This window comes from Intrasporangium calvum (assembly GCF_028446585.1).
Classification (GTDB): domain Bacteria; phylum Actinomycetota; class Actinomycetes; order Actinomycetales; family Dermatophilaceae; genus Intrasporangium; species Intrasporangium calvum_A.
In genome coordinates this window covers 22,101-48,708 of record NZ_JAPFQL010000039.1, presented here as the reverse complement: position 1 = coordinate 48,708, position 26,608 = coordinate 22,101, and the positions used below count along the sequence as shown (strand labels likewise).

The 26,608-nt window shown below is 72.3% G+C and carries 26 protein-coding genes; 15 read left to right on the top strand and 11 right to left on the bottom strand.

Going from position 1 to position 26,608, the window contains the following annotated elements:
* Nucleotides 1-10 precede the first annotated feature (10 nt).
* From OO014_RS10435 to OO014_RS10405, 7 genes are all read right to left on the bottom strand, one after another.
* Complete coding sequence (locus tag OO014_RS10435; protein WP_420485499.1) at nt 11-1,666, bottom strand: DUF885 domain-containing protein; 1,656 nt, start codon at nt 1,664-1,666, stop codon at nt 11-13.
* Between the two features lie 136 nt (nt 1,667-1,802).
* Nucleotides 1,803-3,491 (bottom strand): protein kinase domain-containing protein, encoded by a 1,689-nt coding sequence (locus tag OO014_RS10430; RefSeq protein ID WP_272462250.1) that lies wholly within the window; start codon nt 3,489-3,491, stop codon nt 1,803-1,805.
* Between the two features lie 48 nt (nt 3,492-3,539).
* Nucleotides 3,540-3,836 carry a hypothetical protein gene (locus OO014_RS10425; protein WP_272462249.1) on the bottom strand — a complete coding sequence of 99 codons (297 nt, stop codon included), beginning with the start codon at nt 3,834-3,836 and terminating at the stop codon, nt 3,540-3,542.
* A complete protein-coding gene (gene feoB / locus OO014_RS10420) occupies nt 3,833-5,800 on the bottom strand; it encodes a ferrous iron transport protein B (RefSeq protein WP_272462248.1) in 1,968 nt (655 codons plus the stop codon). Before feoB ends, OO014_RS10425 begins: the two co-directional genes overlap by 4 nt.
* Nucleotides 5,797-6,120: a FeoA family protein gene (locus OO014_RS10415; protein ID WP_272462247.1), complete on the bottom strand. Its 324-nt coding sequence runs from the start codon at nt 6,118-6,120 to the stop codon at nt 5,797-5,799. Before OO014_RS10415 ends, feoB begins: the two co-directional genes overlap by 4 nt.
* A gap of 76 nt (nt 6,121-6,196) precedes the next feature.
* Nucleotides 6,197-6,415 (bottom strand): acyl-CoA carboxylase epsilon subunit, encoded by a 219-nt coding sequence (locus OO014_RS10410; RefSeq protein ID WP_272462246.1) that lies wholly within the window; start codon nt 6,413-6,415, stop codon nt 6,197-6,199.
* On the bottom strand, nt 6,412-8,058 hold the full coding sequence (locus OO014_RS10405; protein ID WP_272462245.1) for an acyl-CoA carboxylase subunit beta: 1,647 nt from the start codon (nt 8,056-8,058) through the stop codon (nt 6,412-6,414). Before OO014_RS10405 ends, OO014_RS10410 begins: the two co-directional genes overlap by 4 nt.
* Before the next feature lie 23 nt (nt 8,059-8,081).
* Between OO014_RS10405 and OO014_RS10400 the strand changes: the two genes are divergently transcribed.
* The 8 genes from OO014_RS10400 (at nt 8,082) to purE (ending at nt 15,158) form a co-directional block, all read left to right on the top strand.
* Nucleotides 8,082-8,924: a biotin--[acetyl-CoA-carboxylase] ligase gene (locus OO014_RS10400; protein ID WP_272462244.1), complete on the top strand. Its 843-nt coding sequence runs from the start codon at nt 8,082-8,084 to the stop codon at nt 8,922-8,924.
* A 7-nt stretch (nt 8,925-8,931) separates the two neighbouring features.
* The gene (locus OO014_RS10395) at nt 8,932-10,011 is read left to right on the top strand and encodes an adenylate/guanylate cyclase domain-containing protein (protein ID WP_272462243.1); all 1,080 of its coding nucleotides are present in this window, start codon (nt 8,932-8,934) and stop codon (nt 10,009-10,011) included.
* Between the two features lie 43 nt (nt 10,012-10,054).
* On the top strand, nt 10,055-10,864 hold the full coding sequence (locus tag OO014_RS10390; protein WP_272462242.1) for an enoyl-CoA hydratase/isomerase family protein: 810 nt from the start codon (nt 10,055-10,057) through the stop codon (nt 10,862-10,864).
* A gap of 153 nt (nt 10,865-11,017) precedes the next feature.
* Nucleotides 11,018-11,695 carry a response regulator transcription factor gene (locus tag OO014_RS10385; protein WP_272462241.1) on the top strand — a complete coding sequence of 226 codons (678 nt, stop codon included), beginning with the start codon at nt 11,018-11,020 and terminating at the stop codon, nt 11,693-11,695.
* A gap of 23 nt (nt 11,696-11,718) precedes the next feature.
* Nucleotides 11,719-12,726, top strand: a complete 1,008-nt coding sequence (locus OO014_RS10380) for a HAMP domain-containing sensor histidine kinase (protein ID WP_334685041.1) — start codon at nt 11,719-11,721, stop codon at nt 12,724-12,726.
* A gap of 50 nt (nt 12,727-12,776) precedes the next feature.
* Nucleotides 12,777-13,415 carry a GtrA family protein gene (locus OO014_RS10375; protein ID WP_272462239.1) on the top strand — a complete coding sequence of 213 codons (639 nt, stop codon included), beginning with the start codon at nt 12,777-12,779 and terminating at the stop codon, nt 13,413-13,415.
* Nucleotides 13,416-13,426: 11 nt separating this feature from the next.
* On the top strand, nt 13,427-14,620 hold the full coding sequence (locus tag OO014_RS10370; RefSeq protein WP_272462238.1) for a 5-(carboxyamino)imidazole ribonucleotide synthase: 1,194 nt from the start codon (nt 13,427-13,429) through the stop codon (nt 14,618-14,620).
* A 7-nt stretch (nt 14,621-14,627) separates the two neighbouring features.
* Nucleotides 14,628-15,158, top strand: coding sequence for a 5-(carboxyamino)imidazole ribonucleotide mutase (gene purE / locus OO014_RS10365; protein ID WP_272462237.1), 531 nt, complete (start codon nt 14,628-14,630; stop codon nt 15,156-15,158).
* A 220-nt stretch (nt 15,159-15,378) separates the two neighbouring features.
* Here the strand turns inward: purE and OO014_RS10360 are convergent, their stop codons facing one another.
* Nucleotides 15,379-15,837 (bottom strand): CoA-binding protein, encoded by a 459-nt coding sequence (locus OO014_RS10360; protein WP_272462236.1) that lies wholly within the window; start codon nt 15,835-15,837, stop codon nt 15,379-15,381.
* Between the two features lie 71 nt (nt 15,838-15,908).
* Here OO014_RS10360 and OO014_RS10355 point away from each other — a divergent pair, with 71 nt between their 5' ends.
* Nucleotides 15,909-16,928 carry an LLM class F420-dependent oxidoreductase gene (locus OO014_RS10355; RefSeq protein WP_272462235.1) on the top strand — a complete coding sequence of 340 codons (1,020 nt, stop codon included), beginning with the start codon at nt 15,909-15,911 and terminating at the stop codon, nt 16,926-16,928.
* Between the two features lie 12 nt (nt 16,929-16,940).
* On the opposite strand, the gene OO014_RS10350 is transcribed toward OO014_RS10355, so the two are convergent.
* The 3 genes from OO014_RS10350 to OO014_RS10340 are packed head-to-tail and all read right to left on the bottom strand — an operon-like array spanning nt 16,941 to nt 19,525.
* The gene (locus OO014_RS10350) at nt 16,941-17,726 is read right to left on the bottom strand and encodes an SDR family oxidoreductase (protein WP_272462234.1); all 786 of its coding nucleotides are present in this window, start codon (nt 17,724-17,726) and stop codon (nt 16,941-16,943) included.
* A gap of 3 nt (nt 17,727-17,729) precedes the next feature.
* Complete coding sequence (locus OO014_RS10345) at nt 17,730-18,476, bottom strand: cytidylyltransferase domain-containing protein (RefSeq protein ID WP_272462233.1); 747 nt, start codon at nt 18,474-18,476, stop codon at nt 17,730-17,732.
* Nucleotides 18,473-19,525 (bottom strand): Gfo/Idh/MocA family oxidoreductase, encoded by a 1,053-nt coding sequence (locus OO014_RS10340; protein ID WP_272462232.1) that lies wholly within the window; start codon nt 19,523-19,525, stop codon nt 18,473-18,475. The genes OO014_RS10345 and OO014_RS10340 overlap by 4 nt, the downstream gene beginning before the upstream one ends.
* A gap of 55 nt (nt 19,526-19,580) precedes the next feature.
* Between OO014_RS10340 and OO014_RS10335 the strand changes: the two genes are divergently transcribed.
* From OO014_RS10335 to OO014_RS10310, 6 genes are all read left to right on the top strand, one after another.
* A complete protein-coding gene (locus OO014_RS10335) occupies nt 19,581-21,002 on the top strand; it encodes a lipopolysaccharide biosynthesis protein (RefSeq protein WP_272462231.1) in 1,422 nt (473 codons plus the stop codon).
* Nucleotides 21,003-21,107: 105 nt separating this feature from the next.
* A complete protein-coding gene (locus tag OO014_RS10330; RefSeq protein WP_272462230.1) occupies nt 21,108-22,523 on the top strand; it encodes a hypothetical protein in 1,416 nt (471 codons plus the stop codon).
* A complete protein-coding gene (locus OO014_RS10325; RefSeq protein ID WP_272462229.1) occupies nt 22,516-23,262 on the top strand; it encodes a DapH/DapD/GlmU-related protein in 747 nt (248 codons plus the stop codon). The genes OO014_RS10330 and OO014_RS10325 overlap by 8 nt, the downstream gene beginning before the upstream one ends.
* Nucleotides 23,259-24,296: an N-acetylneuraminate synthase family protein gene (locus OO014_RS10320; RefSeq protein WP_272462228.1), complete on the top strand. Its 1,038-nt coding sequence runs from the start codon at nt 23,259-23,261 to the stop codon at nt 24,294-24,296. The genes OO014_RS10325 and OO014_RS10320 overlap by 4 nt, the downstream gene beginning before the upstream one ends.
* On the top strand, nt 24,296-25,513 hold the full coding sequence (neuC, locus tag OO014_RS10315) for a UDP-N-acetylglucosamine 2-epimerase (RefSeq protein ID WP_272462227.1): 1,218 nt from the start codon (nt 24,296-24,298) through the stop codon (nt 25,511-25,513). Before OO014_RS10320 ends, neuC begins: the two co-directional genes overlap by 1 nt.
* Nucleotides 25,510-26,577 carry a sugar phosphate nucleotidyltransferase gene (locus OO014_RS10310; protein ID WP_272462226.1) on the top strand — a complete coding sequence of 356 codons (1,068 nt, stop codon included), beginning with the start codon at nt 25,510-25,512 and terminating at the stop codon, nt 26,575-26,577. Before neuC ends, OO014_RS10310 begins: the two co-directional genes overlap by 4 nt.
* The last annotated feature ends 31 nt before the right edge of the window (nt 26,578-26,608 follow it).

Genomic DNA, 26,608 nt, shown 5'->3' with positions numbered 1-26,608 from the left:
CGCCGCAAGGTCAGATCTCGCCGAGGACCGCGGCGCGCAGGGTGTCGAGGCCCACGCCACCGATGTCGAGGGCGCGGCGATGGAACGCCTTGAGGTCGAACGCCTCGCCCTCGCGCCGCTGCGCCTCGTCACGGAGCTGCAGCCAGAGGCGCTCGCCGATCTTGTAGGAGGGGGCCTGTCCGGGCCAGCCGAGGTAGCGGTCGAGCTCGAAACGCAGGGTCTTCTCGTCCATGAAGCCGTAGCGCGTCAGGTAGGTCCACGCCTTGTCGTAGTCCCACGCGCCGCCGCCGACCTCCGCGGGCGCGTCGAAGCCGCAGTGCACTCCGATGTCGAGCACCACCCGAGCGGCTCGAAGGGACTGTCCGCCAAGCCAACCCATCCGGTTGCCGGGGTCATCCATGTAGCCGAGCTCGGCCATCAGCCGCTCGGCGTAGAGCGCCCACCCCTCGGCGTGCCCTGAGGTGAAGGACTCGAGGCGGCGCCACGTGTTGAGCAGGCCTGAGCGGTAGACCGTCTGGGCGATCTGCAGGTGATGACCCGGGACGCCCTCGTGGTAGACGGTGGTCAGCTCGTTCCACGTCTGGAACTCGGTCTTGCCCTTCGGGACCGACCACCACATGCGCCCCGGACGGCTGAAGTCGTCGCTGGGACCGGTGTAGTAGATGCCACCGGTCTGGGTCGGCGCGATCATGCACTCGATGCGCTGCACCGGCCCGGGAATGTCGAAGTGGACGTCCTTGAGGTTGCGGATCACCTCGTCCGCGCGCTCCTGCATCCAGGCCTGGAGCGCGTCCGTGCCCTCGAGCCGGTAGCGGGGATCGGCGTCGAGGATCTCGACGCCCCGCTCCACCGTCGCGCCGGGCTCGAGGCCCTCGGCGATCTCCTGCATCTGCGCCCGGAGGTCGGCGACCTCCCGCTGACCCCACGCGTAGGTCTCCTCGAGGTCCACCGTGGCGCCCAGGAAGTAACGGGACTCGAGCTGGTAGCGCTCACGCCCGCAGGCGTCCGCCTCGGGCGCGTGCGGCAGCAGCTCCCGCTCGAGCCAGTCGGCCATCTCGCCGTATGCCGCTGACGCCGCCTTCGCGGCGTCGGCGAGGTCGGCCTTGACGTCGCCTTCGAGGGGTCCGTCGGTGGTGCGGGCCCGGGCGACGAGGGTCGCGAAGTAGGCGTCGTCGCCGGTGAGGTCCCGGGACTGGTCGGCGCACGCGACGACCTGGCGTCGCGGGGAGACCAGCCCCCGCTCGCGAGCGGCCAGCAGCGACTCGCGGTAGCCGATGAGCGCAGTCGGGATGCGGGTCATCCGGGTGGCGAAGGTGCGCCAGTGCGCCTCCGTGTCCTGTGGCATGAGGTCGAAGACGTCGCGCACCGCCTGGAGGGGCGAGGCCAGGACGTTGAGTGACATCTCGTCGAGGCCTGCCGCGTAACGCTCCTCGGCCAGCCCGAGCCGGTCGGTGAGGGCCGCCACCGTGACGCGGTCGACGTCGTCGACCGGCGTGGCCGTCGCCAGCTCGGCCAGCGTGTCGCGGCGGAGGGCGCTGTGCGCGGCGTGCCCGGCGGGGGACAGGTCGTCCAGCTCGTCCTCGCGCCCCGGCAGGCCGAGGTAGGTGGCCTGGATCGGGCTGAGCTCGACGACGCCGGCGAGGTAGCCCTCCGCGATGCGGTCGATCGGGGTCTGGGGGCGGGGCGGTGCGTCCGGCGCGTGGGTGCTCGACGGGGTGCTGGATGACGTGCTCGATGGGGTGGTGTCAGTCACCGACCGAACGTATCCCACGGCCTGGTGGGTGCCGCCACCGCAATTCGGGTCAGTCGTCCTTCTTCTTCTTGCCGTCGCCGCCCGTGTCGCCCGACTTCTCGTCGGAGCCGGCCGAGCCACTGTCGGCGGGCCCGTCGGAGACGACGAGCACGACGACGCCATCCGTCGCGGGCTCGCCCGTCGCCGGCCAGCTGCCGATGACGGTGCCGGCCGGAGCGTCCGACGGAATGGGTGCGGTGCTGAAGCGCAGCTGCGCACTCTGGAGGATCGCGGAGGCGGCGTCGGCCGTGCTCCCGACCAGACCGTCCGGCACGTCGATGGACTTGACCCCGTCGGGGAGCTGTCCGCGGCTCACGACGATGACTGCTGTCTCCCCGCGCTGCATGGTCTCGCCGGGGCGGGGGAAGGTGCCCACGACGGAGCCCTCCGGGGCGCCCGAACGGACGAGCGCCCACCGGACGCTGAGGCCTCGCGCATTGAGCTCCTCGACCACGTCCGCCCGCTCGCGGCCGACGGCGTCGCGAGGCACCGCCGGGCCGTCAGGGGTGTCTGGCTCCTCGCTCGTCGGCTCCTCCGAGGGAGTCAGCACTGCAGTGGGCGTCGCGACTGGGGGCGGTGCATCGTCGTTGCCCGACAGGGCGAGAGCGATGACGCCCACGATGGCCAGGGCGGCCACTCCCGCGAGGACCCACCGGAGGCGGGAGGGGCCCGCTCCGTGGGTGGTCGCCGACGTCGACCGGTCGCGGCGGGTGAGCGGCATGGCCGTGGACGCGGCTCGCGCCGACGCTCCGCGGTCGGCAGCCGGGCTGAGGACGGGCCTGGTGCTGGGGAACGCCCGGGTGGCCGAGTGGGTCTCGGGGATGGGCAGGACGTTGGTCGCCGCGGCGTGGGCCGGCTGCCGGGAGGGTGCGGTGGCCGCGGCACGCAGGGCCGTGGCCATGGAGCGGGCGTCCGGGAAGCGGTCCTCGGGGCGAGGCGCCGTGGCTCGCGCCACGATCGTGTCGACGGCCTCCGGCACGTCAGGAGCGACTGAGCTCGGCGGCGGCACCTCGCTGTCGAGGTGTCGCAGGGCGATGGTGACCGGCGAGTCACCGTCGAAGGGCACCCGACCGGTCAGCATCTGGAAGAGGAGCACCCCGACCGAGTAGAGGTCGGAGGCCTGGCTGGCGGGCTCCCCGCGGACGACCTCGGGGGAGACGTACTGAGCCGTCCCCATGATGGTGCCGGTCTGCGTGAGGGACGACCCGCCGAGCGCTCGGGCGATGCCGAAGTCGGTGACCTTCACGGTCCCGTCGCGCTGGCCGTCGATGTGACCGTCACGGCTGGTGATGATGACGTTGCTCGGCTTGATGTCGCGGTGGACGAAACCGGCGTCGTGGGCGGCGGCGAGCGCGTCGCACACCTGGGCGGCGATCCGGACGGCCTCCGCGGCCGGGAGGGGGCCGCGGCCGGCGAGCAGCTTGGCCAGGTCCTGGCCCTCCACGAGCTCCATGACGATGAAGTGGGTGCTGCCGTCCTGGCCGTAGTCGAGGATCCGGGCGACGGAGGGGTGGGTGAGGCGAGCCGACATGAGGGCCTCGCGACGGAAGCGCTCGATGAAGTCGCCGGAGCCGGCCAGCTCCTCGCGCAGGAGCTTGACGGCGACCTTGCGGTGGAGCCGCTGGTCGGTGGCGACGTGGACCTCGCCCATGCCTCCGGCGGCGATCCGGGACTCGAGCTGGTAGCGACCTGCGAGCATCACGACATCTTCACCGGTAGGACTGGCACAAGCAGAGAGGCTAGACCACTACGGCGTCGGAAGGGACATCAGCAGACCGCTGCTTCGGGGCGGACTTCCCGCGGCTCGGCCGCAGCCCGGGCCGTCGCTGGACGCCACCGGGCACTGCCCGCAGCCAGTCGCGGGGCAGCCGGACTGGAGCGGCTCGCTCCTGAGACGCCCGAGCCAGGCGAGGTGGTCGAGGGCGGCCTCGACGACGTCCCGGGGCAGCCCGGTCGCGCGCTGCACGTCCGTGGTCGTCACCGAGCCGGAGCGGATCGCGCCGAGCACCGCGGACACCGGGCGAGGTGCGGCGACAGCGGTCATGAGATCAGCCTCCCCAGCTGGAAGACGGCCACCGCCAGGAGCCAGGCCACGGCCAGCTGGACCCCGATGCCGACGGCGGTCCATCTCAGGCCCACCTCGCGCTTCTGGGCCGCGAGCGTCGCCACGCACGGCGTGTAGGCGAGGATGAAGACGAGGAAGGCGAGGACCGCCGGGATCGGGTGTCCTCCCGATGAGCTCTCGAAGGCCTGCCGCAGCTCGCCGGCGAGCGCGCCTGGCTGGGAGCTGCTCTGCGGCTCCTGGGTCGCGTAGGTCTGGGCCCAGGACGACACGACCGCCTCCTTGGCGACGAAACCGACCATGAGCGCCCCGGTCGTCTGCCACTGTCCGAAGCCCGCCGGCTCGAAGGCCGGGCTGACGGCCTGCGCGGTGGCTGCGTAGAGGCTGTCACCGGGTGGCACCTCGGCGAAGCCCGCGTCGCCCCGGACGGGCACCGACTGGAGCAGCCAGACGACGGTCACCGCGGCCACGATGATGCCGCCCGCGGTGCGGAGGAAGCCCTTGACGCGGATCCAGCTGACCAGTCCGACCACGCCGAGGGTGGGCCGCTGGTAGGGAGGCAGGTCGATCATGAGCGGCTCCCCGCCCATGGTCCGCCACAGCGTTCGTCGGAGGAGGAGACCCACGAGGACGACGAGCAGGATGGACACGAGGTACATGCCGAAGACGACCAGCCCCGCCTGCGCCGGCATGAACGTCGTCGCGAGCAGGACGTAGACGGTGAGCCGGGCGCTGCACGAGGTGAACGGGATGAGCAGCGTGGTGAGAATGCGGTGGCGGGCATTGGGCAGGGCGCGGGTCGCGCTGATCGCCGGCACGTTGCAGCCGAAGCCGACCACCAGCGGGAGGAACGCCCGTCCCGGCAGTCCGATGAGGCGCATCATCCGGTCCGTCACGACGGCCGCGCGCGCCATGTAGCCCGAGTCCTCGAGGACGGAGAGCAGGATGAACATCAGGCTCATCACGGGCAGGAAGGTCAACAGCATGCCGACGCCGGCCACGAGCCCGTTGACGACGAGCCCGTGCAGGGGAGTCTCTCCGAGGCCCACGGCCTGGAGCAGGGCGCTCGCCACGTTGGTGACCGGGCCGGAGAAGAAGGTGTCGAGGGCATCCTGGAACGGCGCCGCGACGGTGGTCGTCGTCTGGAACACGACGAACATGGCGGCGAGGAAGAGCAGGGGTCCGGCGACGGGCGCGGTGGCCCAGCGGTCGATCCGATCGGTCCAGGTGCGTCGGCCGCCACCACTCGAGCGGGTGGCCCGCTCGACGACGTCGAGCGCCCAGGCGAACCGCTCGTCGGCGAGCTCGAGGTCGTCGGCTTCAGGGCCTGCGGCCATGGGCCGGGGCGCCGGCACCGGCCGGTCGAGCACCCGGTCGACGGCTGCGTCCAGCGCCGAGGTGCCGGTGCGACGGCGCGGGTCGACGACGACCACGGGGAGGCCCAGGGCTTCTTCGAGGGCCCGGTCGTCGATCTCGACGGCTCGCCGCGCCGCGAGGTCAGTCATCGTCAGGGCCACGACGAGTCGCAGCGAGTGCTCGCGGAGCTGGGCCACCAGGTGGAGGCTGCGGGCGAGGTGCGCGGCGTCGACGACGGCGACGACGGCGTCCGGTCGGTCGGCGGCCGGGACGTCCACCAGGAGCCGTCGGGTCAGCTCCTCGTCGGGCGAGGCGGGGTCGAGGCTGTAGGCGCCGGGAAGGTCGAGCAGGGCGACCTCGCGGCGGCCGTCGCAGGCCTGCAGGAACCAGCCGCCCTCGCCGACCTCGACGGTTGTCCCGGGCCAGTTGCCGACCGAGCGGCGGGCGCCGGTGAGGGCGTTGAACAGCGTCGACTTGCCGGAGTTGGGCGCGCCGACGAGGGCGACCTGGGGTGATCCGGTCGCGGCCTGGGCCTTCGCGGCCTGGCTCGCGCAGGAGGGGCAGGCCGGTGCGGTGTCCTGGGTCGTCATCGCTGGGCCTCCGCGGGCCAAGCGGCCACCGTCGCCCGGTCGAGTGCGATCCGGGTCGTCCCCGTCGCGACGACCCGGCCGCGGCCGGCCGTCCGGTGCAGGATGACGACCTCGGTGCCGGCTCGGAGCCCGAGCTCGGCGAGGCGGCGGGTGGCGGCCGGACCCAGGTGCGGTGCGGCGAGGACCACCGTGCTTCCGACCGGGTGCCGGGCCAGCGTGGGCCCGCCAGGGGCCACGGTGCTCGGAAGAGAGACGCTGTCGGTGCCGGTGTGCGGCTGGGGGCCCGGATCGCTCCGCCGGGTCAGCCCGAAGAGGTTCACACCGCGGACGTTACTCCTGCTGGTTAGGTGTGCCTAACCTCTAAATCCAGAAGTGGCCGGTATCACTCGGCGTACCTCAACGAGGGAGGCTGGAGACCCGCCAGCCGCCCTGTCGCGCCTGCGGTCCGACGAGGCGCCAGGCCGGGTCGGACCACGCCGAACGCGTCCGCGCGGTGTCCTCGTCGGCGGCCCCACCGGCGGCGGCGAGCACCGCCACCAGGGCGGCGATCTCTTCCGGGGACGGGTTGCCGCTGACCACCCGGACCGCCGTCACTGCATCGCCTGCGGTGCTCACAGCGGGATGTTCCCGTGCTTCTTGGGCGGGAGGGTCTCGCGCTTGTTCTTCAGCGCCCGCAGCGCCCGGACGACGTTCATCCGCGTGTTGGACGGCGTGATGACCGTGTCGATGTAGCCGCGCTCCGCCGCGATGTAGGGGTTGGCCAGCGTCTCCTCGTAGTGCGCGATGAGCTCGGCGCGCTTGGCGTCGACGTCGCCGCCCTCGGCCGCGACCGCGGCCAGCTCCTTGCGGTAGAGGATGTTGACCGCGCCCTGCGCACCCATGACGGCGATCTGCCCGGTCGGCCAGGCGAGGTTGATGTCGGCACCGAGGTGCTTGGAGCCCATGACGTCGTAGGCGCCGCCGTAGGCCTTGCGGGTGATCACCGTGATCTTGGGGACGGTGGCCTCGCCGTAGGCGTAGATGAGCTTGGCGCCGCGCCGGATGATGCCGTCCCACTCCTGCGACGTGCCGGGCAGGAAGCCGGGCACGTCGACGAAGGTCAGGACCGGCACGTTGAAGCAGTCGCAGGTCCGCACGAAGCGGGCTGCCTTCTCGGACGCGTCGATGTCGAGTGTGCCGGCGAACTGCATCGGCTGGTTGGCGACGACCCCGACGGACATCCCGTCGATCCGGGCGAAGCCGGTGATGATGTTGGGGGCGAAGAGGGGCTGGACCTCCAACCAGTCAGGGCCGTCCTCGCCTCCGTCAACAATGTGCTCGATGACCTGGTGCATGTCGTAGGGCACGTTCGGCGAGTCCGGGATGCACGTGTCGAGCCACCGGTCCTCGTCGGTCACGGTCAGGTCGGCCTGGCCCTCGTCGTAGGAGGGGGGCGTCTCCATGTTGTTGCTCGGCAGGTAGGACAGCAGGGCCTTGACGTAGTCGATGGCGTCCTGCTCGTCGCTGCCCATGTAGTGCGCGACACCGGACTTGGTGTTGTGCGTCTTGGCGCCGCCGAGCTCCTCGAACCCGACGTCCTCGCCGGTGACGGTCTTGATCACGTCGGGTCCGGTGATGAACATGTGGCTGGTCTGGTCGACCATGACGGTGAAGTCGGTGATCGCGGGGGAGTAGACGGCGCCGCCGGCGCACGGGCCCATGACCAGGCTGATCTGCGGGATCACCCCGGAAGCCCGCACGTTGCGGAAGAAGATCTCGCCGTAGAGTCCGAGCGAGACGACGCCCTCCTGGATCCGCGCCCCACCCGAGTCGTTGAGCCCGATGACCGGACAGCCGATCTTCATCGCGAAGTCCATCACCTTGACGATCTTCTCGCCGAAGACCTCGCCGAGCGAGCCGCCGAAGACCGTGAAGTCCTGCGCGAACACCGCGACCTGCCGACCGTCGATCGTGCCGTAGCCGGTGACGACCCCGTCGCCGTAGGGGCGGTTCTTCTCCTGCCCGAACTGGTTGGAGCGGTGCCGGGCGTACTTGTCCATCTCGATGAAGGTGCCCTCGTCGAGGAGCATCTCGAGCCGCTCGCGGGCCGTCTTCTTGCCGCGGGCGTGCTGCTTGTCGACCGCGCGCTCGGAGCCGGCGTGCGCCACCTCGGCCACCCGACGCTTGAGATCGGCGAGCTTGCCCGCCGTGGTCGTCAGGTCAATGGTCTGATCTGCCTCGCTCTGATCCGCGTCGGCGGGCGCCTGCTCCGTTGCCATGGCGGCACTCTAGCCTTGGAAGGGTGCGCGAACCGATCCGTCCCGACCTCATCCGTGCGGCATTGGTCACGTCCGGCCGGCCGTGGCGCGCGGTGGAGTTCCATCCGTCGATCGGATCGACCAACAGTCGCGCTGCGGAGATCGTCCGGTCGTATGCCGCTGGGCCCGGTGGCGACGACAGCCCCCTCTGGCGCATCGTCCTCACCGACGACCAGACGGGTGGGCGGGGTCGGCTCGGACGGACCTGGCAGGTGCCCCCGCGGGCGTCCCTCGCGGTCTCGGCCGTCGTCCCCGCGCCCGCGGAGCTGGGTTGGGTGCCGCTCCTGGCCGGTGTGGCGCTCGTCCGGGCGATCACGGCTGTCACGGCGTCGGGCGGGACGCCCCTCCAGCCGAGGCTCAAGTGGCCGAACGACGTCCTGCTGCCCGAGGACGACGACCGGAAGGTGGCCGGCATCCTCTCCGAGTTCGCCGAGTGGGCCGGGGGCAGCGCCGTCGTCATCGGGACCGGGGTCAACGTCGACCAGACCCGCGACGAGCTCCCCGTGGACACGGCGACCTCGTTGCGGGTCGCCGGCGCGGTGGTGCGCCGGGAGGACCTCGTGACCGCCTACCTCGACGAGCTCGCCGCGGTCCTGCAGCGGGGCCCGGCCGCCCGGTCGGAGTACCGGTCGGCGTGCGCGACCGTGGGCTCCCACGTGCGCGTCCACCTGCCGGCCGGTGGGGTGGCGGAGGGGCGCGCGGTGCGCGTCGACGACACTGGGGCGCTGGTCGTGTCGGTAGCGGGCGGTGAGCAGGCCTTCTCCGCCGGCGACGTGGTCCACGTGCGCCCTGCCGATGGGCGGGGCGGCCCGAGCGGGCTGGCATGATCGGGACATGACCGAGGCAGGCGGCTCCCATGGAGGCGACGCCGACGTCGACGCCAAGGAGATCACCGAGCGGCTGCTCGGCCGTCCGCTCGAGCTGCGCCGCCGGGACGTGACGAGCGAGGCGGGCGTCTCGCTGCTGTCCGCCCAGAAGTTCTGGCGCGCCCTCGGCTTCCCGGTCGTCTACACCGACGACGAGCTGTTCACCGAGGCCGACGTGGACGCGTTGCGCACGGTCGCGGGCATCGTACGCGACGGTGACATCGACGAGACGCTCGCGCTGGCCATGACGCGCGCCGTGGCGCGCTCGGCCGATCGTCTCGCCGTGTGGCAGGCCCAGCTGGTCGCCGAGGCGGTCGAGACCGAGGCATCGGAACAGCGGGCCGGGGAGGCCGTGGCCGGCGCGGGTGCCGAGACACGGGTCGTCCCCTCGCTGGGGACCGCGGCCGAGACCGCGCAGCGCATGGCCGATCTGGCCGACCGGTTCGAGCCCCTGCTCGTCTACGCCTGGAGGCGGCACCTCAGCGCCGCCGTCTCGAGGATGCTCGCCGATGCCGACCCGGAGAGCTACGGCCTGGTGAAGATGCGGTCGGTCGGCTTCGCCGACCTGGTCAACTTCACCTCGCTCGTGCGCAAGATGTCCGAGCGCGACCTCGCCCGGCTCGTCCACCGGTTCGAGCGCCTGTCGGCGGACGTCATCACGGCCCACGGCGGGCGCCTGATCAAGACCGTCGGAGACGAGGTGCTCTTCACCACCGTCCAGGCCGCCCCGGCCGCGGCCATCGCCCTCGACCTCGTCGAGGCCATTTCCCAGGACGACGTGCTCCCCGAGGTGCGGTGCGGAATGGCCCGTGGCCCCATCGTCTCGAGCCTCGGAGACGTCTTCGGCACCACGGTGAACCGCGCCTCCCGTCTCACCGCGGTGGCCCAGGCCGGCACCGTCCTCGTCGACGCGCCCATGGCCCGCGAGCTCGCGACACTCTCCGGATTCCAGCTGGCTGGCCAGCGGCGCCGCATCCTGCGCGGCGTCGGACCGGTGTCGCCCTCGATGCTGCGCCGAGCGCCCGCGGAGGGCCGCCGGCCGACCTGAGTGCCATCCACCACCCACCACCCACCCCACAGGAGCCCCCACCGTGACCCAGCCCGCGAACCCGAGCCTCGTCCGCATCGACCGCTTCGACGACCCGGCGCTCGCTCACGTCGCAGAGCTCGTCCTGGACCGCCCGGAGGCCCTCAACGCGGTGTCGACCGCGATGGCCGAGGCAGTTCGCGACGCCACCACGGCGCTCGCAGCGGACGAGACGGTGCGGTGCGTGGTCCTGACGTCGAGCCATCCGAAGGCGTTCTGCGTGGGCGCCGACCTCAAGGAGCGCAACTCGCTCTCCGACGCCGAGCTCGTCCAGCAGCGACCCCTGGCCCGCTCCGCCTACGGCGGCGTCCTCGCCCTGCCCATGCCGGCCATCGCCGCAGTGGACGGCTTCGCCCTCGGCGGAGGCTTCGAGCTGGCCCTCTCGTGCGACGTCATCATCGCCGGGCGCGGTGCCCTCGTCGGCCTTCCCGAGGTCGGCGTCGGCGTCATCCCCGGCGGCGGGGGCACGCAGCTGCTCGTGCGTCGGGTCGGCTGGTCCAAGGCGGCCAAGGCCATCTTCTCCGCGGCGAAGATGCCGGCCGACGAGGCCCTCGCACTCGGTGCCGTGGACGAGGTCGTCGAGGCCGGCAGCGCGCGCGACCGTGCCCTCGAGCTGGCCCGGGCCATCGCCGCGAACTCCCCGGTGGGCCTGCGCAACGCCAAGCGCGCGATGCGACTCGGCGCCGACGTCGACCTCGCCTCCGGACTCGAGATCGAGGACGCCTGCTGGCGGGCCACCGCCTTCTCGGGAGACCGGCGCGAAGGCGTCGCCGCCTTCGCGGAGAAGCGCACCCCCAACTGGCCCGGGCGCTGAGCTCGGCTGCCGCTGGGAGCCAGCCCAGCGGCATACGGCATCGTGCTCTGGTGGCGCCTGCGCCCGATGTGGGTAGGCTGCGGTGCGGTTGGTGGCCACCGACCACGGATGGTGGCGGGACGCAGTTCAACACGCTGACGCGAGGACGGTGACATGACCCGAGTGCTGCTGGCCGAGGACGATCCGGCGATCTCCGAGCCGCTCGCCCGGGCCCTGCGTCGCGAGGGCTACGACGTCGACGTCCGGGAGGACGGCGCCGAGGCCCTCGAGGGGGCCAAGGACAACCCCGACCTCGTCCTGCTCGACCTCGGCCTGCCGAAGGTGGACGGGCTGGAGGTGTGTCGCCGGCTCCGCGCCGAGGGACGCAGCATCCCCGTGCTCATCCTCACGGCCCGGGCCGACGAGGTCGACACCGTCGTCGGGCTCGACGCCGGCGCCGACGACTACGTGACCAAGCCCTTCCGGCTGGCCGAGCTGCTCGCGCGGGTGCGGGCCCTGCTCCGTCGCACGCCGACCGACGCAGCCCCCTCCGGCGAGCTCGTCCGCATCGACGCGGAGGGCCGACGGGCCTGGTTCAAGGGCGAGGAGCTGCAGCTGACCGCCAAGGAGTTCGACGTGCTCCGGGTGCTCATCCGGGAGCAGGGCAAGGTCGTGCCCCGGGAACAGCTGATGCGCGAGGTGTGGGACACGTCCTGGTTCGGGTCCACGAAGACCCTCGACATGCACATCTCCGTGCTGCGCCGCAAGCTCGGCGACGACGCGACGTCACCGCAGTACATCGCCACGGTGCGCGGTGTCGGATTCCGCTTCGAGCGTCCCAAGCCCGACTGACGATGCGGCGCACGCTCGAGCGGGTGACACTGGTCGCCGCGACGACAACTGCCGGGGTCGCGACCATCGGCACGACGGGCGTCGTCGCCTGGGTCGTCACGCGCCGGCCCGACATCGTCGCGGGCTGGCTCGACGCCGACCCCTCCGTCGGGATCGCTCGCTTCGCAGTGGCCGCCGGCGCCGTCTGCGGGCTGGCGCTGCTCGTCGGCCACCTCGCGACCCGACCACTGCGCCGGAGCCTCGAACGCGACGCCGCCGGCCTCGTCGAGCTCGCCGACCGGTTCGCCAGCGGCGAGGCCCGGCTCAAGCCCCTCCGGTCCGGCACGACCGAGCTCGACCACGTCGCCGACGTCATCACCCGCCGGGCCCACGACATGACACGGTCCCTCGCCGCAGAGCGCGACTTCGCCGCCGACGCCTCCCACCAGCTGCGCACCCCCCTCACCGCCCTGCTCATGCGCCTCGAGGAGATCGCCGAGACGGACGACGTCGAGGCGGTCAAGGAGGAGGCCAACATCGCCATCGCCCAGGTCGAGCGGCTGACCCGCGTCGTCGACGACCTGCTCGGGCGCTCGCGGGGGACCGGCGGGCCGGCGCCCGCGGTCTCCCTCGACTCGGTCATCGCCGCCCTGCAACGCGAGTGGCAGCCGGCCTTCGAGCAGGCGAGACGGTCGGTGCGCGTCCGGGGGGAGCGGGGCCTCTTCGTCCGGTCCACTCCGGTCGCCCTCTCCCAGGTGCTGTCCACCCTGCTCGAGAACTCCCTGGTCCACGGACGGGGCACCGTCGACGTCCATGCCCGCCGCTCCGGCCCGTCCGTCATCGTCGAGGTGAGCGACCAGGGCGACGGGGTCGCCCCGGCCATCGCGCCGCACATCTTCGAGCGCTCCGTCAGCACCGGGGCCGGTGGGAGCACCGGACTCGGGCTGGCACTCGCCCGGGACCTCGCCGAGGCCAACGGCGGGAGGCTCGACCTCGTCCAGGCCCAACCGGCGCGGTTCGCGCTCTTCCTCTCCGAGGCCGAGTCCGACTGACGGCCCGCGGGCTCGGGCAGCGGCGCGTGCGACGGCGTTACGCTGCGTCCGTGAGTCGCCTCCGGGAGTACCTGTTCGTGCGTCATCGGCACAACTGGCTGCTGCTCGTCCGTTTCGGGCTCGTCGGCGTGTCCGGCGTGGTGGTGAACCTCGCGACCCTCATCGCCGTCAAGCGGCTCGGACCCGATCCTGACCTGGCCGTCCTCGGGCTGCCTCTGTCGGACTACAACCTGCGGTGGTATCACCTGTACTCGACCGCAGCGTTCCTCGTCGCCAACCTCTGGAACTTCCAGCTCAACCGGAGCTGGACCTTCCACAGCGCCCGCCACGCCGGGTGGTGGCGCGAGTACTGGCCCTTCCTGTCGGTCGGCCTGCTGGGCCAGCTCGTGGGCCTGCTCCTCCTCACGCTCCTGATGCACCCCCACTCGCCGCTCTCGCTGCCTGCGGACGTCCTCGACGACACGACCGGCCTGCGCACCCGGCTCTACTGGGCCCAGCTGATCGTCATCGGGCTCGTCACGCCACTCTCCTTCGTGCTCAACAAGCTGTGGACCTTCGCGGCCGTGCGCACGAGGCACGCAGACCTCGCCGACCCGGTGCACACCGAGGTGGTCCTGCACGAGGCGCTGGGCGAGCCGGAGGCCCGGGACGACGTGGACGGGGCAACGACGGAGCGCGCCGCCCACTAGGCTTGGGCGTCGTGACCGAGCCTAAACGCGCCCCCGGAGGATTTCCCGTCGTCGGTGTCGTCGGTGGCGGCCAGCTGGCGCGGATGATGCAGGGACCGGCCATCGAGCTCGGCATCCAGCTGTCCGTGCTCGCCGAGGACGAGGTCGCCGCGGCTGCGCTCGTCATCCCGTCGTCGCCGGTGGGCCTGCACACGGAGCTCGACCACGTCCTCGAGTTCGCCCGGTCCTGCGACGTCGTCACGTTCGACCACGAGCACGTGCCGCAGTCCGTCCTCGAGTCGCTCGAGGACGAGGGGATCGTGATGCACCCGAGCCGCTCGGCGCTGCGGTTCGCCCAGGACAAGCTGGCGATGCGCCGGCGGCTCACCGAGCTGGGGATCGCCTGCCCGCGGTGGGCGGTGGCCGCGGACGCCGCCGACGTCGACCGCTTCGGTGCCGAGGTCGGGTGGCCGATCATCGTCAAGACGCCGCGTGGCGGCTACGACGGCAAGGGCGTGCTCGTGGCCTCCTCCAGCGACGACGTCGCCGAGTGGCTCGCCCACGTCGGCGAGCCGGGTCCGATGGCCGAGGGCCTGTTGCTCGAGGAGCGCGTCAACTTCACGCGCGAGCTCGCTGCCCTCGTGGCCCGCAGCCCGTCCGGTCAGGCGGCGGCCTGGCCCGTGGTCGAGACGGTCCAGACCAGCGGCATCTGCACCGAGGTCCTCGCGCCGGCCCCTGAGCTCGACCCGCAGCTCGCGTCCGTCGCCACCGAGGCGGCGTTGCGGGTGGCCGGTGAGCTCGGCGTCACCGGTGTCCTCGCCGTCGAGATGTTCGAGGTGCCCGGGCCGGACGGTCATCCCTCGTACGTCGTCAATGAGCTGGCCATGCGCCCGCACAACAGCGGTCACTGGTCGATGGACGGTGCGGTCACGGGTCAGTTCGAGCAGCACCTGCGAGCCGTGCTCGACCTGCCCCTCGGCGACCCTCGACCCCGTGCCTCGTGGACGGCCATGGCCAACGTCCTCGGCGGCGACTACCCCGAGCTCTATCCCGCCTACCGCCACATCATGGCCCGGGACCCCGGAGCCAAGGTGCACATGTATGGCAAGGACGTCCGGCCCGGCCGCAAGATCGGCCACGTCAACGTCAGCGGTCCGGACCTGGCCGAGGTGCGGGAGCGGGCCCGGCACGCGGCCGACTACCTCCAGGGCGTGATCACGGAATGAGGCGCGAATGACCGAGCAGAGCATGCAGCCCGTCGTCGGCATCGTCATGGGCAGCGACAGCGACTGGCCCGTCATGCGGGAGGCGGCTGCGGTGATGGCCGACTTCGGCATCCCCTACGAGGCCGACGTCGTCTCTGCGCACCGGATGGCCGAGGAGATGATCGCCTACGGCAAGGGGGCGGCGGACCGCGGTCTTCGGGTCGTCATCGCCGGTGCCGGTGGCGCCGCGCACCTGCCGGGGATGCTCGCCTCGGTGACGCCCCTGCCGGTCATCGGCGTGCCGGTTCCGCTCAAGTACCTCGACGGGATGGACTCGCTGCTCTCGATCGTCCAGATGCCGGCCGGGGTGCCCGTGGCCACGGTGTCCATCGGCGGGGCACGCAACGCCGGGCTCCTCGCGGCGCGGATCGTCGGTACCTCCGACGACGACCTCGGTCGCGCGGTTCGGGCTCGCATGAGCGACTTCCAGGTCCAGCTGCGGGACCAGGCCCACGCCAAGGGTGCAGCCCTGCGCGACGAGGTCGCCCGGGGCCTCTGACCCGAAGGGCTCCGGAAGAGCTGCCGAAGGGCTCCGGAAGGGTGGGTTGACCCGGGGCCACAAGTGCGCACTTGTGGTGTGTGGCCTGCTTCGTGGCAGGGATGCCTGCTGGAGAGTGCACCGATCCGGCAAACCGGATCAGATCGGAAAAGTGCGCAGTTCTCGATAGCGGCGGAGCCCCGCCTCATGTCGTGCCTGTCGAGCCCGCGATCGGCGGGGCTCAGCCAGACAGTGCACCCGCAGCGTCGCCGGGCACGATGCGGGGCCACTCGATCTTGGGACAGGTGTCCATCACGACGTGGAGGCCGGCCTCCACGGCCCGGCCTGCTGCCTCCTCGTCGACGACCCCGAGCTGGAGCCAGAGCGCTCCGATGCCGAGACGTTCCTTCTGGGCGATCGCCTCGTCGACGCAGGCCCCGACCCGCGAGCTGTTGACGTAGAAGTTCGCGACGTGCACGGTCGTGCCGTCGGGGATATCGGCCAAGCGGGCGTAGCCCTGGAAGCCATGGACCTTGGCCGCACTGGGGTGGACCGGGATGAGGTTCATCCCCAGCTCCCGGGCGAGCCAGAGGGAGACGCTGTAGGCAGTGCGGCCCGGGTTGTCGCCGAGCCCGACGACGGCCCAGGTCGCCGGAGTGTGCAGCAGGTCCCTGATGACGGCCGGGTCGTTGTGGTGCATGCCTTCATCCTCACACGCCGACCACCCCCACAGCGGCTCGGGGCGGGCTACGGCGTGACAGGATGACCGTCATGAGACTCGGACTCTTCGTGCCGCAGGGCTGGCGGATGGACCTCGTCGGGATCGAGGCAGAACGTCACTGGGAGGCGATGGCCGAGGTGGCGAAGCACGCCGACGACGGCGACGTCTTCGAGTCGATCTGGGTCTATGACCACTTCCACACGGTGCCGATCCCGTCGGACGAGGCGACCCACGAGGCCTGGACCCTGATGAGCGCCTTCGCGGTGTCGACCAGCCGGGTCCGCCTCGGACAGATGTGCACCTGCATGAGCTACCGCAATCCCGCCTACCTCGCCAAGGTCGCGGCGACGGTCGATGTCATCTCCGGAGGTCGTCTGGAGATGGGCATCGGCGGCGGTTGGTACGAGCACGAGTGGCGGGCCTACGGCTACGGCTTCCCCTCGGCCGGCGACCGGCTCGGCCGGCTCCGCGAGGGAGTACGGATCTTCCGGGACATGTGGACCACCGGGACGGCGACGCTGGACGGGAAGTACTACCAGGTCGACGGCGCTCGCTGCGCCCCGCGACCGTTGCAGGGCACCTCGTTGCCGGGCTCGAAGGCCAACGGCATCCCGATCTGGGTCGCCGGCGGTGGCGAGAAGGTGACCCTGCGGATCGCGGCCCGCTACGCCGACTACACCAACTTCTACGACGACGCCGAGACGTTCTCCCGCAAGAGCGAGATCCTCGCCGCCCACTGCCAGGACGTGGGCCGGGACTTCGACGAGATCGTGCGGACCGGCAACTTCAACGTCGTCATCGGCGAGACCGACGCGGAGGTCGAGGACCGGCTGCGGTTCCACGGCGAGCTGCTGCGCAAGGGCGGGGTCCCGGAGGACCGCGTCGAGCGGCACATCGCCAACCTGCGCACGCAGCCGGCCGTGGGCACTCCGGATCGGGTCATCGAGGTGCTGCGGGACATGCAGACCCGCGGGATGGGCTACGGGATCCTCTACTTCCAGGAGGCGGCCTACGACCGGTCCGGCATCGAGCTCTTCGAGCGCGCTGTCGCCCCGGAGCTGGGCAGCTAGGCCGCAGCGCGGCTACCAGGCGGTCCAGCCGCCGTCGACGGCGATGACCTGACCGGTGACGTAGGCGGCGGCGTCGGACGCGAGCCACGCCACGACGCCGCGGAAGTCCCCCTCGGTCGCCATCCGGCCGAGCGGGGTCAGCCGCTCGTACCGCTCGACGAACGCGTCATCCTGGCCGCGGGCGATGCCACCGGGAGCGAACGCGTTGACCCGGATGTCCGGGGCCAGGACGGTCGCGAGATAGCGGGTCAGCTGGGCGAGCCCACCCTTGGACGCGGCATAGGCGGCGGGGTTGCCCATCCGCGTCCCCTCGTAGAGGCCCATGTTGGGCCCGACGAGGCCGTAGATGCTCGAGACGTTGATGACGCTGCCGCGGCCGCTGGCTCGAAGCAGGTGGGCGAGCTGCCGGGTCAGCGAGAACGGCGCGGTGAGGTTGAGGGCGAGCGCCATGGTGAAGGCCTCGTCGGTCTGCTCGTCGAACGGAACCGCGAAGCCGGGCACTCCCGACGTGCCGGTGAAGGCGGCGTTGTTGACCAGGATGTCGCAGGCTCCGAGCCGTTCGATGGCCGTGACGACGTCCCGGATCCCCCGGGCCTCCAGAAGGTTCGCTGCGATGGACTCGTGTCCGGATCCGGTCAGCGAGCGTGCGGTGGTGGCGCAGGCCTGCTCGTCGAGGTCGACGACCACGACGCGCGCGCCGGCGTCGGCGAGCGCGGCGGACAGGACCGAGCCCAGCGGTCCGGCGCCGCCCGTGACGACCGCGGTGCGGCCGCTGAGGTCTCCCTCGTGCGTGGGCATTGGCTAGCTCCTTTCGAGCCAGGGGAGGGTGATGATCCGCGCGGCGACGAGGGCCTCGATGAGGCGGAACTCGTATTCGTCATCGATGGAGAAGGCCTGTGACTCGGGGATCTCGGCCCCGGCGTGGCGTCCCTCGTCGAACCACGACGCCTCGAGCCGCCGCACGAAGTCCGCGCGCCACAGGTAGAAGTTGCCGTTGATGCGCAGGAAGCGCTCGGTGTCCTGCCGACGAGTGACCCCGGTGCCCGCCTCGAAGTAGCGCTCGAGGGCGCCACTCGGCGCTGAGCCGGTCCGCACTCCCACCCACACCGGGTTGAACGTCGGCTCGGACACGGAGATGACGCCGTCGAGGTCATCGTCGGCGAAGAGCCGGGCGGCCGCGGAGGCGAGCTGCTGGGGGACGCGCGCGGGGGAGGTGGGGTCGAGAAGGAGCACAGCGGCATACGACTGCCCCTCGTCGCGCTCGCACCACTCCAGCGCGTGGCGCACGACGGGGGCCATGGGCGTGTCGTCGCGAGCCAGCTCAGCGGGGCGCAGGAACGGCGCTTCGCCGCCGGCGTCACGGGCGACGGCGGCGATCTCGGCGGAGTCGGTGGACACGATGCAGCGCGTCACCTCGGGCGTCAGGGCCGCGGCGCGGATGCTGTGGGCAATGAGTGGCAGTCCGGCGAGTGGGCGAATGTTCTTGCCCGGCAGGCCTTTTGAGCCGCCGCGAGCCGGTATGACTGCGAGGATCCGGGGTGGGCTCATGAGATCGTCCTTGCCTGGTCGCACAGTTCCAGCGTCGCCAGCCCTTCCGTCAGGGTGGCGGGAGCCCCGGCCGTATGCCGCTGGGCTCGGTCCGCGCCCGGCGTGAGCTCGAGTGCCGCGTGGGCCTGCGTCGCCATCACGGTGTCGCGGTCGAGGTCGACGGGGAAGGCCTCCGTCGTGGCGGCGCCATCGGCATCTCGCCGGGTCACGGTTGCCGTGGTCAGGTCCCACTCGAGCGAGCCGTGCGGGCCGTGGAGCGTGACGCCGCGGGTCGTCGGCCGGGTGACGTAGTCGAGGCGGCACGTGACGGTCGCGACGTCGGTGTGCCAGAGCAGCGTCGCTGCCTGCTCGGCCTCCATGTCGAGCGGTCCCGTGTGCTCGAGGCGGGCCCCGAGCAGGGTGGGACGGCCGAGCAGGACCTCCGCGTAGTCGAGCTCGTGCACGAGGTCGCGCAGGACCCCGCCCTCGTCGGGGCGGGCCGAGTAGGACTGCCGGTAGTCGCGGTCCGGTCGCCAGTCCGGCAGCCAGGACTGGCACCGGACGTGGGCGAAGAGGGGCCGGCCGATCTCGGGCAGGTGGGTGAGCAGGTGCCGGAACGCCTCGTGGGCCCGCAGTGGCGCCGCGATCCACACGTCGCCGGCGCGGGGGTGGTCGGCGAGCGGCTCGGCGGCGGCGCGGCTCGGCGCGGCCGGCTTCTCGAGCAGGACGCGGGCTGCCCCGGCATCGAGCGCGGCGACGGCGTCCGCGACGTGGCGACCGGTGTCGGTGGCGACGACGACGAGGTCGGCCGCGGCCAGCGCGGCCGGCCCGGCGGAGTCGTCGAGGGTGTGGACACCGGGGCCACTCGAGTGGGCGGGGGTGTGGACACCGGGGCCACTCGAGGTGGAGGAGGCGGGGCGCGGGCGGACCGGCCAGAGGGCGACGTCCGCCCCGAGCTGCCCGAACACCCGAGCGTGCCGCGCCCCGATCGACCCGCCACCTCGGACGACGACCCGGGCGACGACAGGACCACCGTCGATGACGCGGGACTCGGCGCGGAGGTCGGACACGACAGCACCCTCTCACGCATCGGTCGTTGGGCGCCGGGGCCGGTACGGTCGCACTGTGACGACCGAGCCAGAGGCCACCACCGCGCCGAGTGGGCGCAGCGGCTCTCCACTGGTCGGGCACTCGGTCGTCTACCTGGTCGGCACGGCCCTGCAGGGGCTCGGCATCCTGCTCATCCTGCCTTTCGCGACCCGGCTGCTCGGGGACGCGGAGTACGGCAAGGTCGCCACGGCCCTGGTCATCATCCAGATGGTCGGCACGATCGCTGCCGCGGGCCTGCCGCAGGTGATCCTCCGCGAGTACCACCGCGGGCCGGACGGCCCCGTCGCAGGACGGGCACTCGCGGGCACCATGACCCTGCTCGCCGCCGGCGTCGCCGTCGTGGGGCTGGCGCTCGGTGCGCTGCTGGCCGCCGCCGGGCGCGTCGACTTCGCGGAGTGGGCCCTGGTGGTCGTGGCGTCCGGCGCGCTCACCGCGGTCGTGGCGGGACAGTCCCTGTCCCGGGCCCGGCTGCGGCCGTTCGAGTTCCTCACCCTGGCGATCGTCGCCACGGTCGTCGCGCACCTTGCCGGTCTGCTGGCAGCCCAAGGAGACCGCGCGGGCCGGACCTACTTGACCGCCTACACCGCTGCTCTGGTCCTTGCGGCCGTCGCCGCCATCGCCATCGGCCGGCCCCTCCTGCCGACCGCCGCCCGCGAGCGCACCCGGGCCGGCGTCCGTCTGGCGGCGCCGCTCCTGCCGCACGCCGTGGCCATGCTGGCCCTGCTCATGGGCGACGTCCTGCTCGTCAACCGGCTCCTCGGCCAGGCGGAGGCCGGCGCCTACCAGGTCGCCCTCCAGCTGGCCAACATGCCCTTCGTCCTCGCTGTCGCGCTCTTCAACGCGTGGAGCCCCTTGGTGCTGTCGCATCCTCAGGAGCGGCGCTGGGCGTGGACGGCGCGCTCGGCCTCGGCTCTCGTCCTCGTCGTGGGTGTCGGCGCTGCAGGCGTGGCGCTGCTCGGTCCCTGGCTGGTCCGGCTCATGGCACCAGACTTCCCCCAGCGCGAGATGTGGACGTCGCTCGCGGCGATCACCATCGTGTCGATCGCCTACATGGTCTACCAGGCCGCCTCCCTCGCCGTGCTCGACCACGAGCGCACCGCCCGGCTGGCGACCGCGGCCCTGGTGGGCGTGGTCGTGCTGGCGGTCCTGGCAGTCCTGCTGGCCCAGCCGCTCGGGCTCGCCGGCGTGGCCGTGGCCAAGGTGGCCGGCTACGTCGCGCTGATGGTCCTGACCGTGCTCGCAGCCCGGCAGCTGACCGCCCTGCGGCTGCCCGGCTCGCTCTGGGCGGCCGCGGGGACGACGGCCGCGCTCTCTGCAGCGGCGGCGTTCATCCCGGCCGAGGGCGCCGGCACCGTCACCCGGCTCGTCCTCACTGGTGCGCTCGCCGTGACCGCCTTGGTCCTCGCGCCCCGCGTCCTGCGGAGCCTGCGCGGCTAGGATGTCGACGGCCGGAAACCCAGCCACCCGCTGACGTCACGCCCGCGCGCGAGCGAGCCCAGCGGCATACGGCATGAATGACGAAAAGCTGAGGAGCACGCCTTCGTGGTGACACCGCTGGTCCACATGGGGCTCGGCTACGACGACCTGCTCGTGCCCGCCCTCGTCCACGCGGGGTTCGAGACGAAGGACCTCATCCTCGTCGTGCGCACCGACGCCAACCTCGCCTGGGTGAAACGGCACGCGCCGCTCGCCACGACGGTCCGGCTGCCCTACGCGGAGGCCCGCAAGGCCAACGTCGTGACCGGGCTCGCGCCGCACGCCGCGCTCAAGCGGGCCTGCGCGGGCGTCGGGCTCGACGTGCTCGACCTGCTCGTCTCGGAGCGCGCCCTGCGGCGCAACCGCGTCGACACCGCGATGAACTTCCTCAACCTCGCCGCGGAGCACCTCGAGCAGGCCGTTGCCGGTCGAGGGCCGATCCTGGCGCTGACCGAGTTCACGGTCACGTCCGAGCTGCTCACGGCCGGGCTCGTCACCCACCACGGCGGCCTGGCGACCTGGCCACGCGGGATCCGGCTGCCGTCCGACCGCTTCGGGCTGATCGGCGCGCCGCAGGGGATCACCCTCTTCGAGCGTCCCGTCGAGGACGTGAGCGCCCTCGACGCGGGCAGGCGCTTCATCGACGAGTGGCGGACCGAGCACGGCCGGCCGATGGGCTACGCGCGAAACCTCAAGGTCGAGTCGGGCCAGGAGATCTGGCGGCTCGCCACCGACCGGGTGCGCGAGTTCGCCGTGGACCGCGGCGCCAACCTGCAGCTGCCGAAGCCGAGCGACTACGCCCGCCTGCCGTGGCTCAACCCGGTCAAGGCGCGCCTCAACCTGCGTGAGTACCGGACGCGGCGCTGGGACCCGCTGCCGGAGCGCTTCGTCTTCCTGCCGCTGCAGGTGCAGCCGGAGTCGAGTGTCGACGTCATGGGACAGGAGTGGCGCGACCAGGCCTACACGGCCCGCGTGCTCGCCGATGCCCTCGCGCCGCTCGGTATCGGCGTCGCGGTCAAGGAGCATGCGCACTTCATGTGGCGTCGTGACCCGGACTACTGGCCCCAGTTCGACGTCCATCCCAACATCGCGACGATCGACCCGTTCGCCGACTCGCGCGAGCTGATGAAGCAGGCCGTCTTCACGGTGACGGCCACCGGCACCGTCGGCCTGGAGGCGGGTCTGCTGGGCCTCCCGGTGGTCACCGGCGCCGAGATGCCGTGGAGCCGCCTCGGCAACGTGCGGCGGTTGCCGACGCCCGACGACCTCGTTGACTTCGTCGCGGAGCGCGGCTGGGAGGCGCTGCGTGCCACGCAGGCCGAGATCGACGAGTGGTTCGTCCACTCCTACGTCCGCAACTCGTGGGAAGGGCTCGTGCTCGACCCGCCGCGGGTGCCGGCGGTCCTGGAGCCGTCCAACATCCGCCGCATCGGCGACGCCTTCGCCGAGGCCGCGGGCACGCTGGGCGGTCCCCATGTCTGAGCCGCCGTATGCCGCTGGGCTCGCTCCCGGTGCGTCGTCGCCGGGGCGCGGGGCGGGTTGGGTGGTCTTCGGCGCCGGAGGGCATGCGCGCTCGGTCGTCGACGTGCTCGAACGGTTGGGGGAGCCGGTCGTGGCCGTCGTCGGCGATGCAGGGGGCCGGACGTGGCACGTGGACGTGCTCGCTGACGAGGTGGACGCCATCGATCGGGTCGTGGCTGACGAACTGCGTGCGGTCGTCGCGATCGGCGCGTCCGATGCCCGGCTGGCCGTGCTGGGGCGGGTGCGAACGGCCGCCCAGCTGGCTCGAACCGGAGCAACCGCGTCCTCCCCGGGGACGGTGCTCGACGTGACGCCGCCCGTCGTCGCGGCGACCGCGACCGTGGCTGCCGGGGCGGAGCTCGGCGCCGGCGCCGTGGTGCTGGAGCACGCCCATGTGGGGCCGGGCTCGCGGGTCGGGACCGGGGCGATCATCAACACCGGTGCCATCGTCGAGCACGACTGTGTCGTGGGGGAGGGCGTGCACGTGGCACCGGGCGCGGTGCTCCTCGGGGCAGCCCGAGTCGGCGACGGGGTCTTCGTCGGGTCCGGCGCCCGTGTGCTGCCCGGGGTCGAGGTGGCTCAGGGCGCGGTGGTGGGTGCGGGCGCGGTGGTCACTCGTTTCGTCGCCGCCGGCTGCACGGTGGTCGGCGTCCCGGCACGGTTGGCCCACAATCCGCTGGTGAGAGGCACGAGGTCATGAGCACGGTGAGCATCGCGGGAACCGTCATCCCGACGGAGGGCGAGGTCCATGTCATCGCCGAGGCGGGCGTCAACCACAACGGCGACGTGGACCTGGCCCATCGCCTCGTCGACCTCGCCGCTGCCTCCCGTGCTGACGCGGTGAAGTTCCAGACGTTCTCACCCGACAAGCTCGTGTCCTCGTCGGCGGCGACGACGCCCTACCAGCGCGACCGTGGCGGCAGCTCCGACCAGCGGTCGCTGCTCGAGTCGCTCACGCTCCCGCTGACCGCCTGGGCCGAGCTGCGCGACCACGCGAACGACGCCGGCATCACCTTCCTCTCGACGCCGTTCGACCTCGACAGCGCCGAGATGCTCGTCGGGCTCGGGCTACCGGCCCTCAAGGTGAGCTCCGGTGAGCTGACCAATCTCCCTTACCTGCGAGCCCTCTCGCAGCTCGGGGTGACGCTCCTCGTCTCGACCGGGATGGGGTCCGCGGCCGAGGTGGCCATGGCCGTCGACGCCTGTCGGGACGCCCCGGGCCTCGTGCTCTTCCACTGCGTCTCGGCGTATCCGGCCCCCGTCGAGGAGTGCAACCTGCGGGCCATCCCAGCTCTGGCGTCGGCGCACGGCCTCCCGGTCGGCTGGTCGGACCACACCCCGGGCCTGACGACGGCCCTCGGTGCGGTGGCCCTCGGTGCGCCGATCCTCGAGAAGCACTTCACCGCCGACCGCACCCTTCCCGGACCGGATCACCTCGCGAGCCTCGAGCCCGCCGAGCTCACCGAGTACGTCCGGGCCACCAAGGCGCTGGCCCGGGCTCTCGGTGACGGAGTCAAGCGGCGGATGCCTTCCGAGGAGGAGAACGCGACGCTGGTGCGCCGGTCCTGGCACGCCGCCGTCGACCTCCCCGCCGGCACGGTGCTCAGGGGCGAGCACCTCCTGCTGCTGCGACCCGAGGGCGGGGTCAGCCCGGCCGTCGACCTGCGCGGGCTCGTCGTGGCGGCGGACATACCGGCCGGCGCGCCGATCACCCACGCGGACCTGGGCGAGTGATGGCGGATCCGCGCACGGTGGCCGTGTTCGTCGGCACACGAGCCGATCTCGGTCCGCTCTCACCGGTCATCAGCGTCCTGGCAGAGGCGCCGGACGTGGACCTTCACCTGCTCACCGGGGTCATGTACGCCGCGGACGAGCTGCGCCAGGCCGTGCCACCAATGGCCCGCGCGGCCGCGGCGGTCCATGCGCTGGCCGAGCCGATGGGGGAGATGACGACGGCAGCGCAGTTGGAGCAGGGAGCGGTGCTCTCGGCGGCGGCCGGGCGCGTCCTCGCCGAGATCGGCGCCGACTCCCTCGTCGTGCTGGGTGACCGCTGGGAGCTGCTCTACGTCGTGCCGCCCGCCTTCCTGCTCGGGGTGCCGATCGTGCATCTGCACGGCGGCGAGGTCACTGAGGGAGCGGTCGACGAGCGGATCCGGCACGCCGTCACCAAGCTCGGCGACGAGCACTGCGTCGCCTCACCCGATGCGGCCCAGCGCCTGACGCAGATGGGTGAGCCGGAGTCGAGGATCCACGTGACCGGCGCTCCGGGACTCGACCGGCTGGCCGAGGCGGCCCCCATCGACGACGCCGCGCTGGCCCAGCTGCTCGGCCTCGATCACGTCCAGCGCCCGGTGGCGCTGTTCACCTACCACCCACCGACCGCCCACGCCGACGCGCCGGTCGGTGACTGGGCGGTCGCGGCGGCCGAGGCCACCCTCGCGGTGTGCGGCACCGTCATCGGGACGCACCCCGGCATGGACGAGGGCAGGGACGAGATCATCGCCGCGCTGTCCGGACTCGCGGCGCGCGAGCCGCGCTTCCGCTTCGTCGACGCGATCGGGGCGCAGTACCCCTCCGTCCTGGCTGCCGTCGACGTCATCGTCGGCAACTCGTCGTCCGGTGTCATCGAGGCCGCCACCGTGCACCTGCCCGCGGTCGACGTGGGCGAGCGCCAGCGCGGCCGGCTGCGGGGCGACAACGTGATCCATGCCGATGAGGGGCGGGCCTGCGTCGAGCAAGCCGTCCGGTCGGCGCTGTCACCTGAGTCCCAGGCCCGCGCCCGCGCGGTGGTCAACCCCTATGGCAGTGGGGACGCGAGCAGGCGAATCCTCGATATCGTGCGCAGGGCGGGGGAATCCGGTCGGGTCAAGTCGTTCGTGGACGCCCCTGACGAGCGCCGGCGTGACGAGGGAGCCCCCGAAGGAACCAGACGCGAGGAGGTGGAGCCGTGAGCCGAACGTCGCTGTCCGACGAGCTGCAGCGGTCGATCGCACCGACCTCGGCGACGCTGCGCGACGCCCTTCTCGTCATCGACCGGAGCGGCACCCGCGTCTGCCTGCTCGTCGACGAGGGTGGGCGGCTCGCCGGGCTGCTCACCGACGGGGACCTCCGCCGAGCCATCCTGCGCGGGCGCAGCCTCGAGGACCGGGCCCTCGACCACGCGACGACCTCGCCCCACACCGTGGCCGCCGGGTCCCCGCGCGCCCTGGTCGTCGACCTGCTCACGGCCCTGCACGTCTCCGCAGTCCCCGAGATCGCCGAGGACGCCACCCTGGTGGGCCTGCACACGCTGTCCGACGTCGTCGGGGCCAAGCCGCTGCCGAACGTCGCCGTGATCATGGCCGGTGGACGCGGGTCGCGCCTCGGCGACCTCACCCGGCACACCCCGAAGCCACTGATGACCGTCGCCGGCCGGTCGATCATCGAGTGGATCATCCTGGGCCTCGTCGGTGACGGCATCCGCGACATCCACGTCAGCGTGAACTACCTCGCCGACCAGATCGAGGAGCACCTCGGCGACGGCTCCCGGCTCGGCTGCTCGGTGCGGTATCTCCGCGAGGAGGCCGACCGGCCGCTCGGGACGGCCGGCTCCCTGTCGCTGCTGCGCGCCGAACGTCCGGACCTCGCCCACCCGGTGCTCGTCATGAACGGCGACCTCATGGTCCAGTTCGACGCCGGTGACCTCCTGCGCACCCATCGCGGCACGGGTGCCACCGTCACCATGGCGACTCGCAGCTACCAGCACGAGGTCCCCTTCGGCGTCGTCGAGAGCGAGTCCGGGCGGGTCACGGGCGTCTCCGAGAAGCCGACCATCTCGCTCGACATCAATGCGGCCGTCTACGCCGTCGAACCTCGCGCGCTGGCCTGGGTGCCCGACGGGCGGCCCAGCGGCATGCCCGACCTCGTCGAGGCCTGCCTCGAGAAGCGCGAGGTCGTGACGGCGTGGCCGATCGGCAGCGACTGGATCGACGTCGGCACCCCGACCGACCTGGCCCGCGCCAAAGGGCACGCCTGAGCGGCGGTGAGCCCAGCGGCATACGGCATCG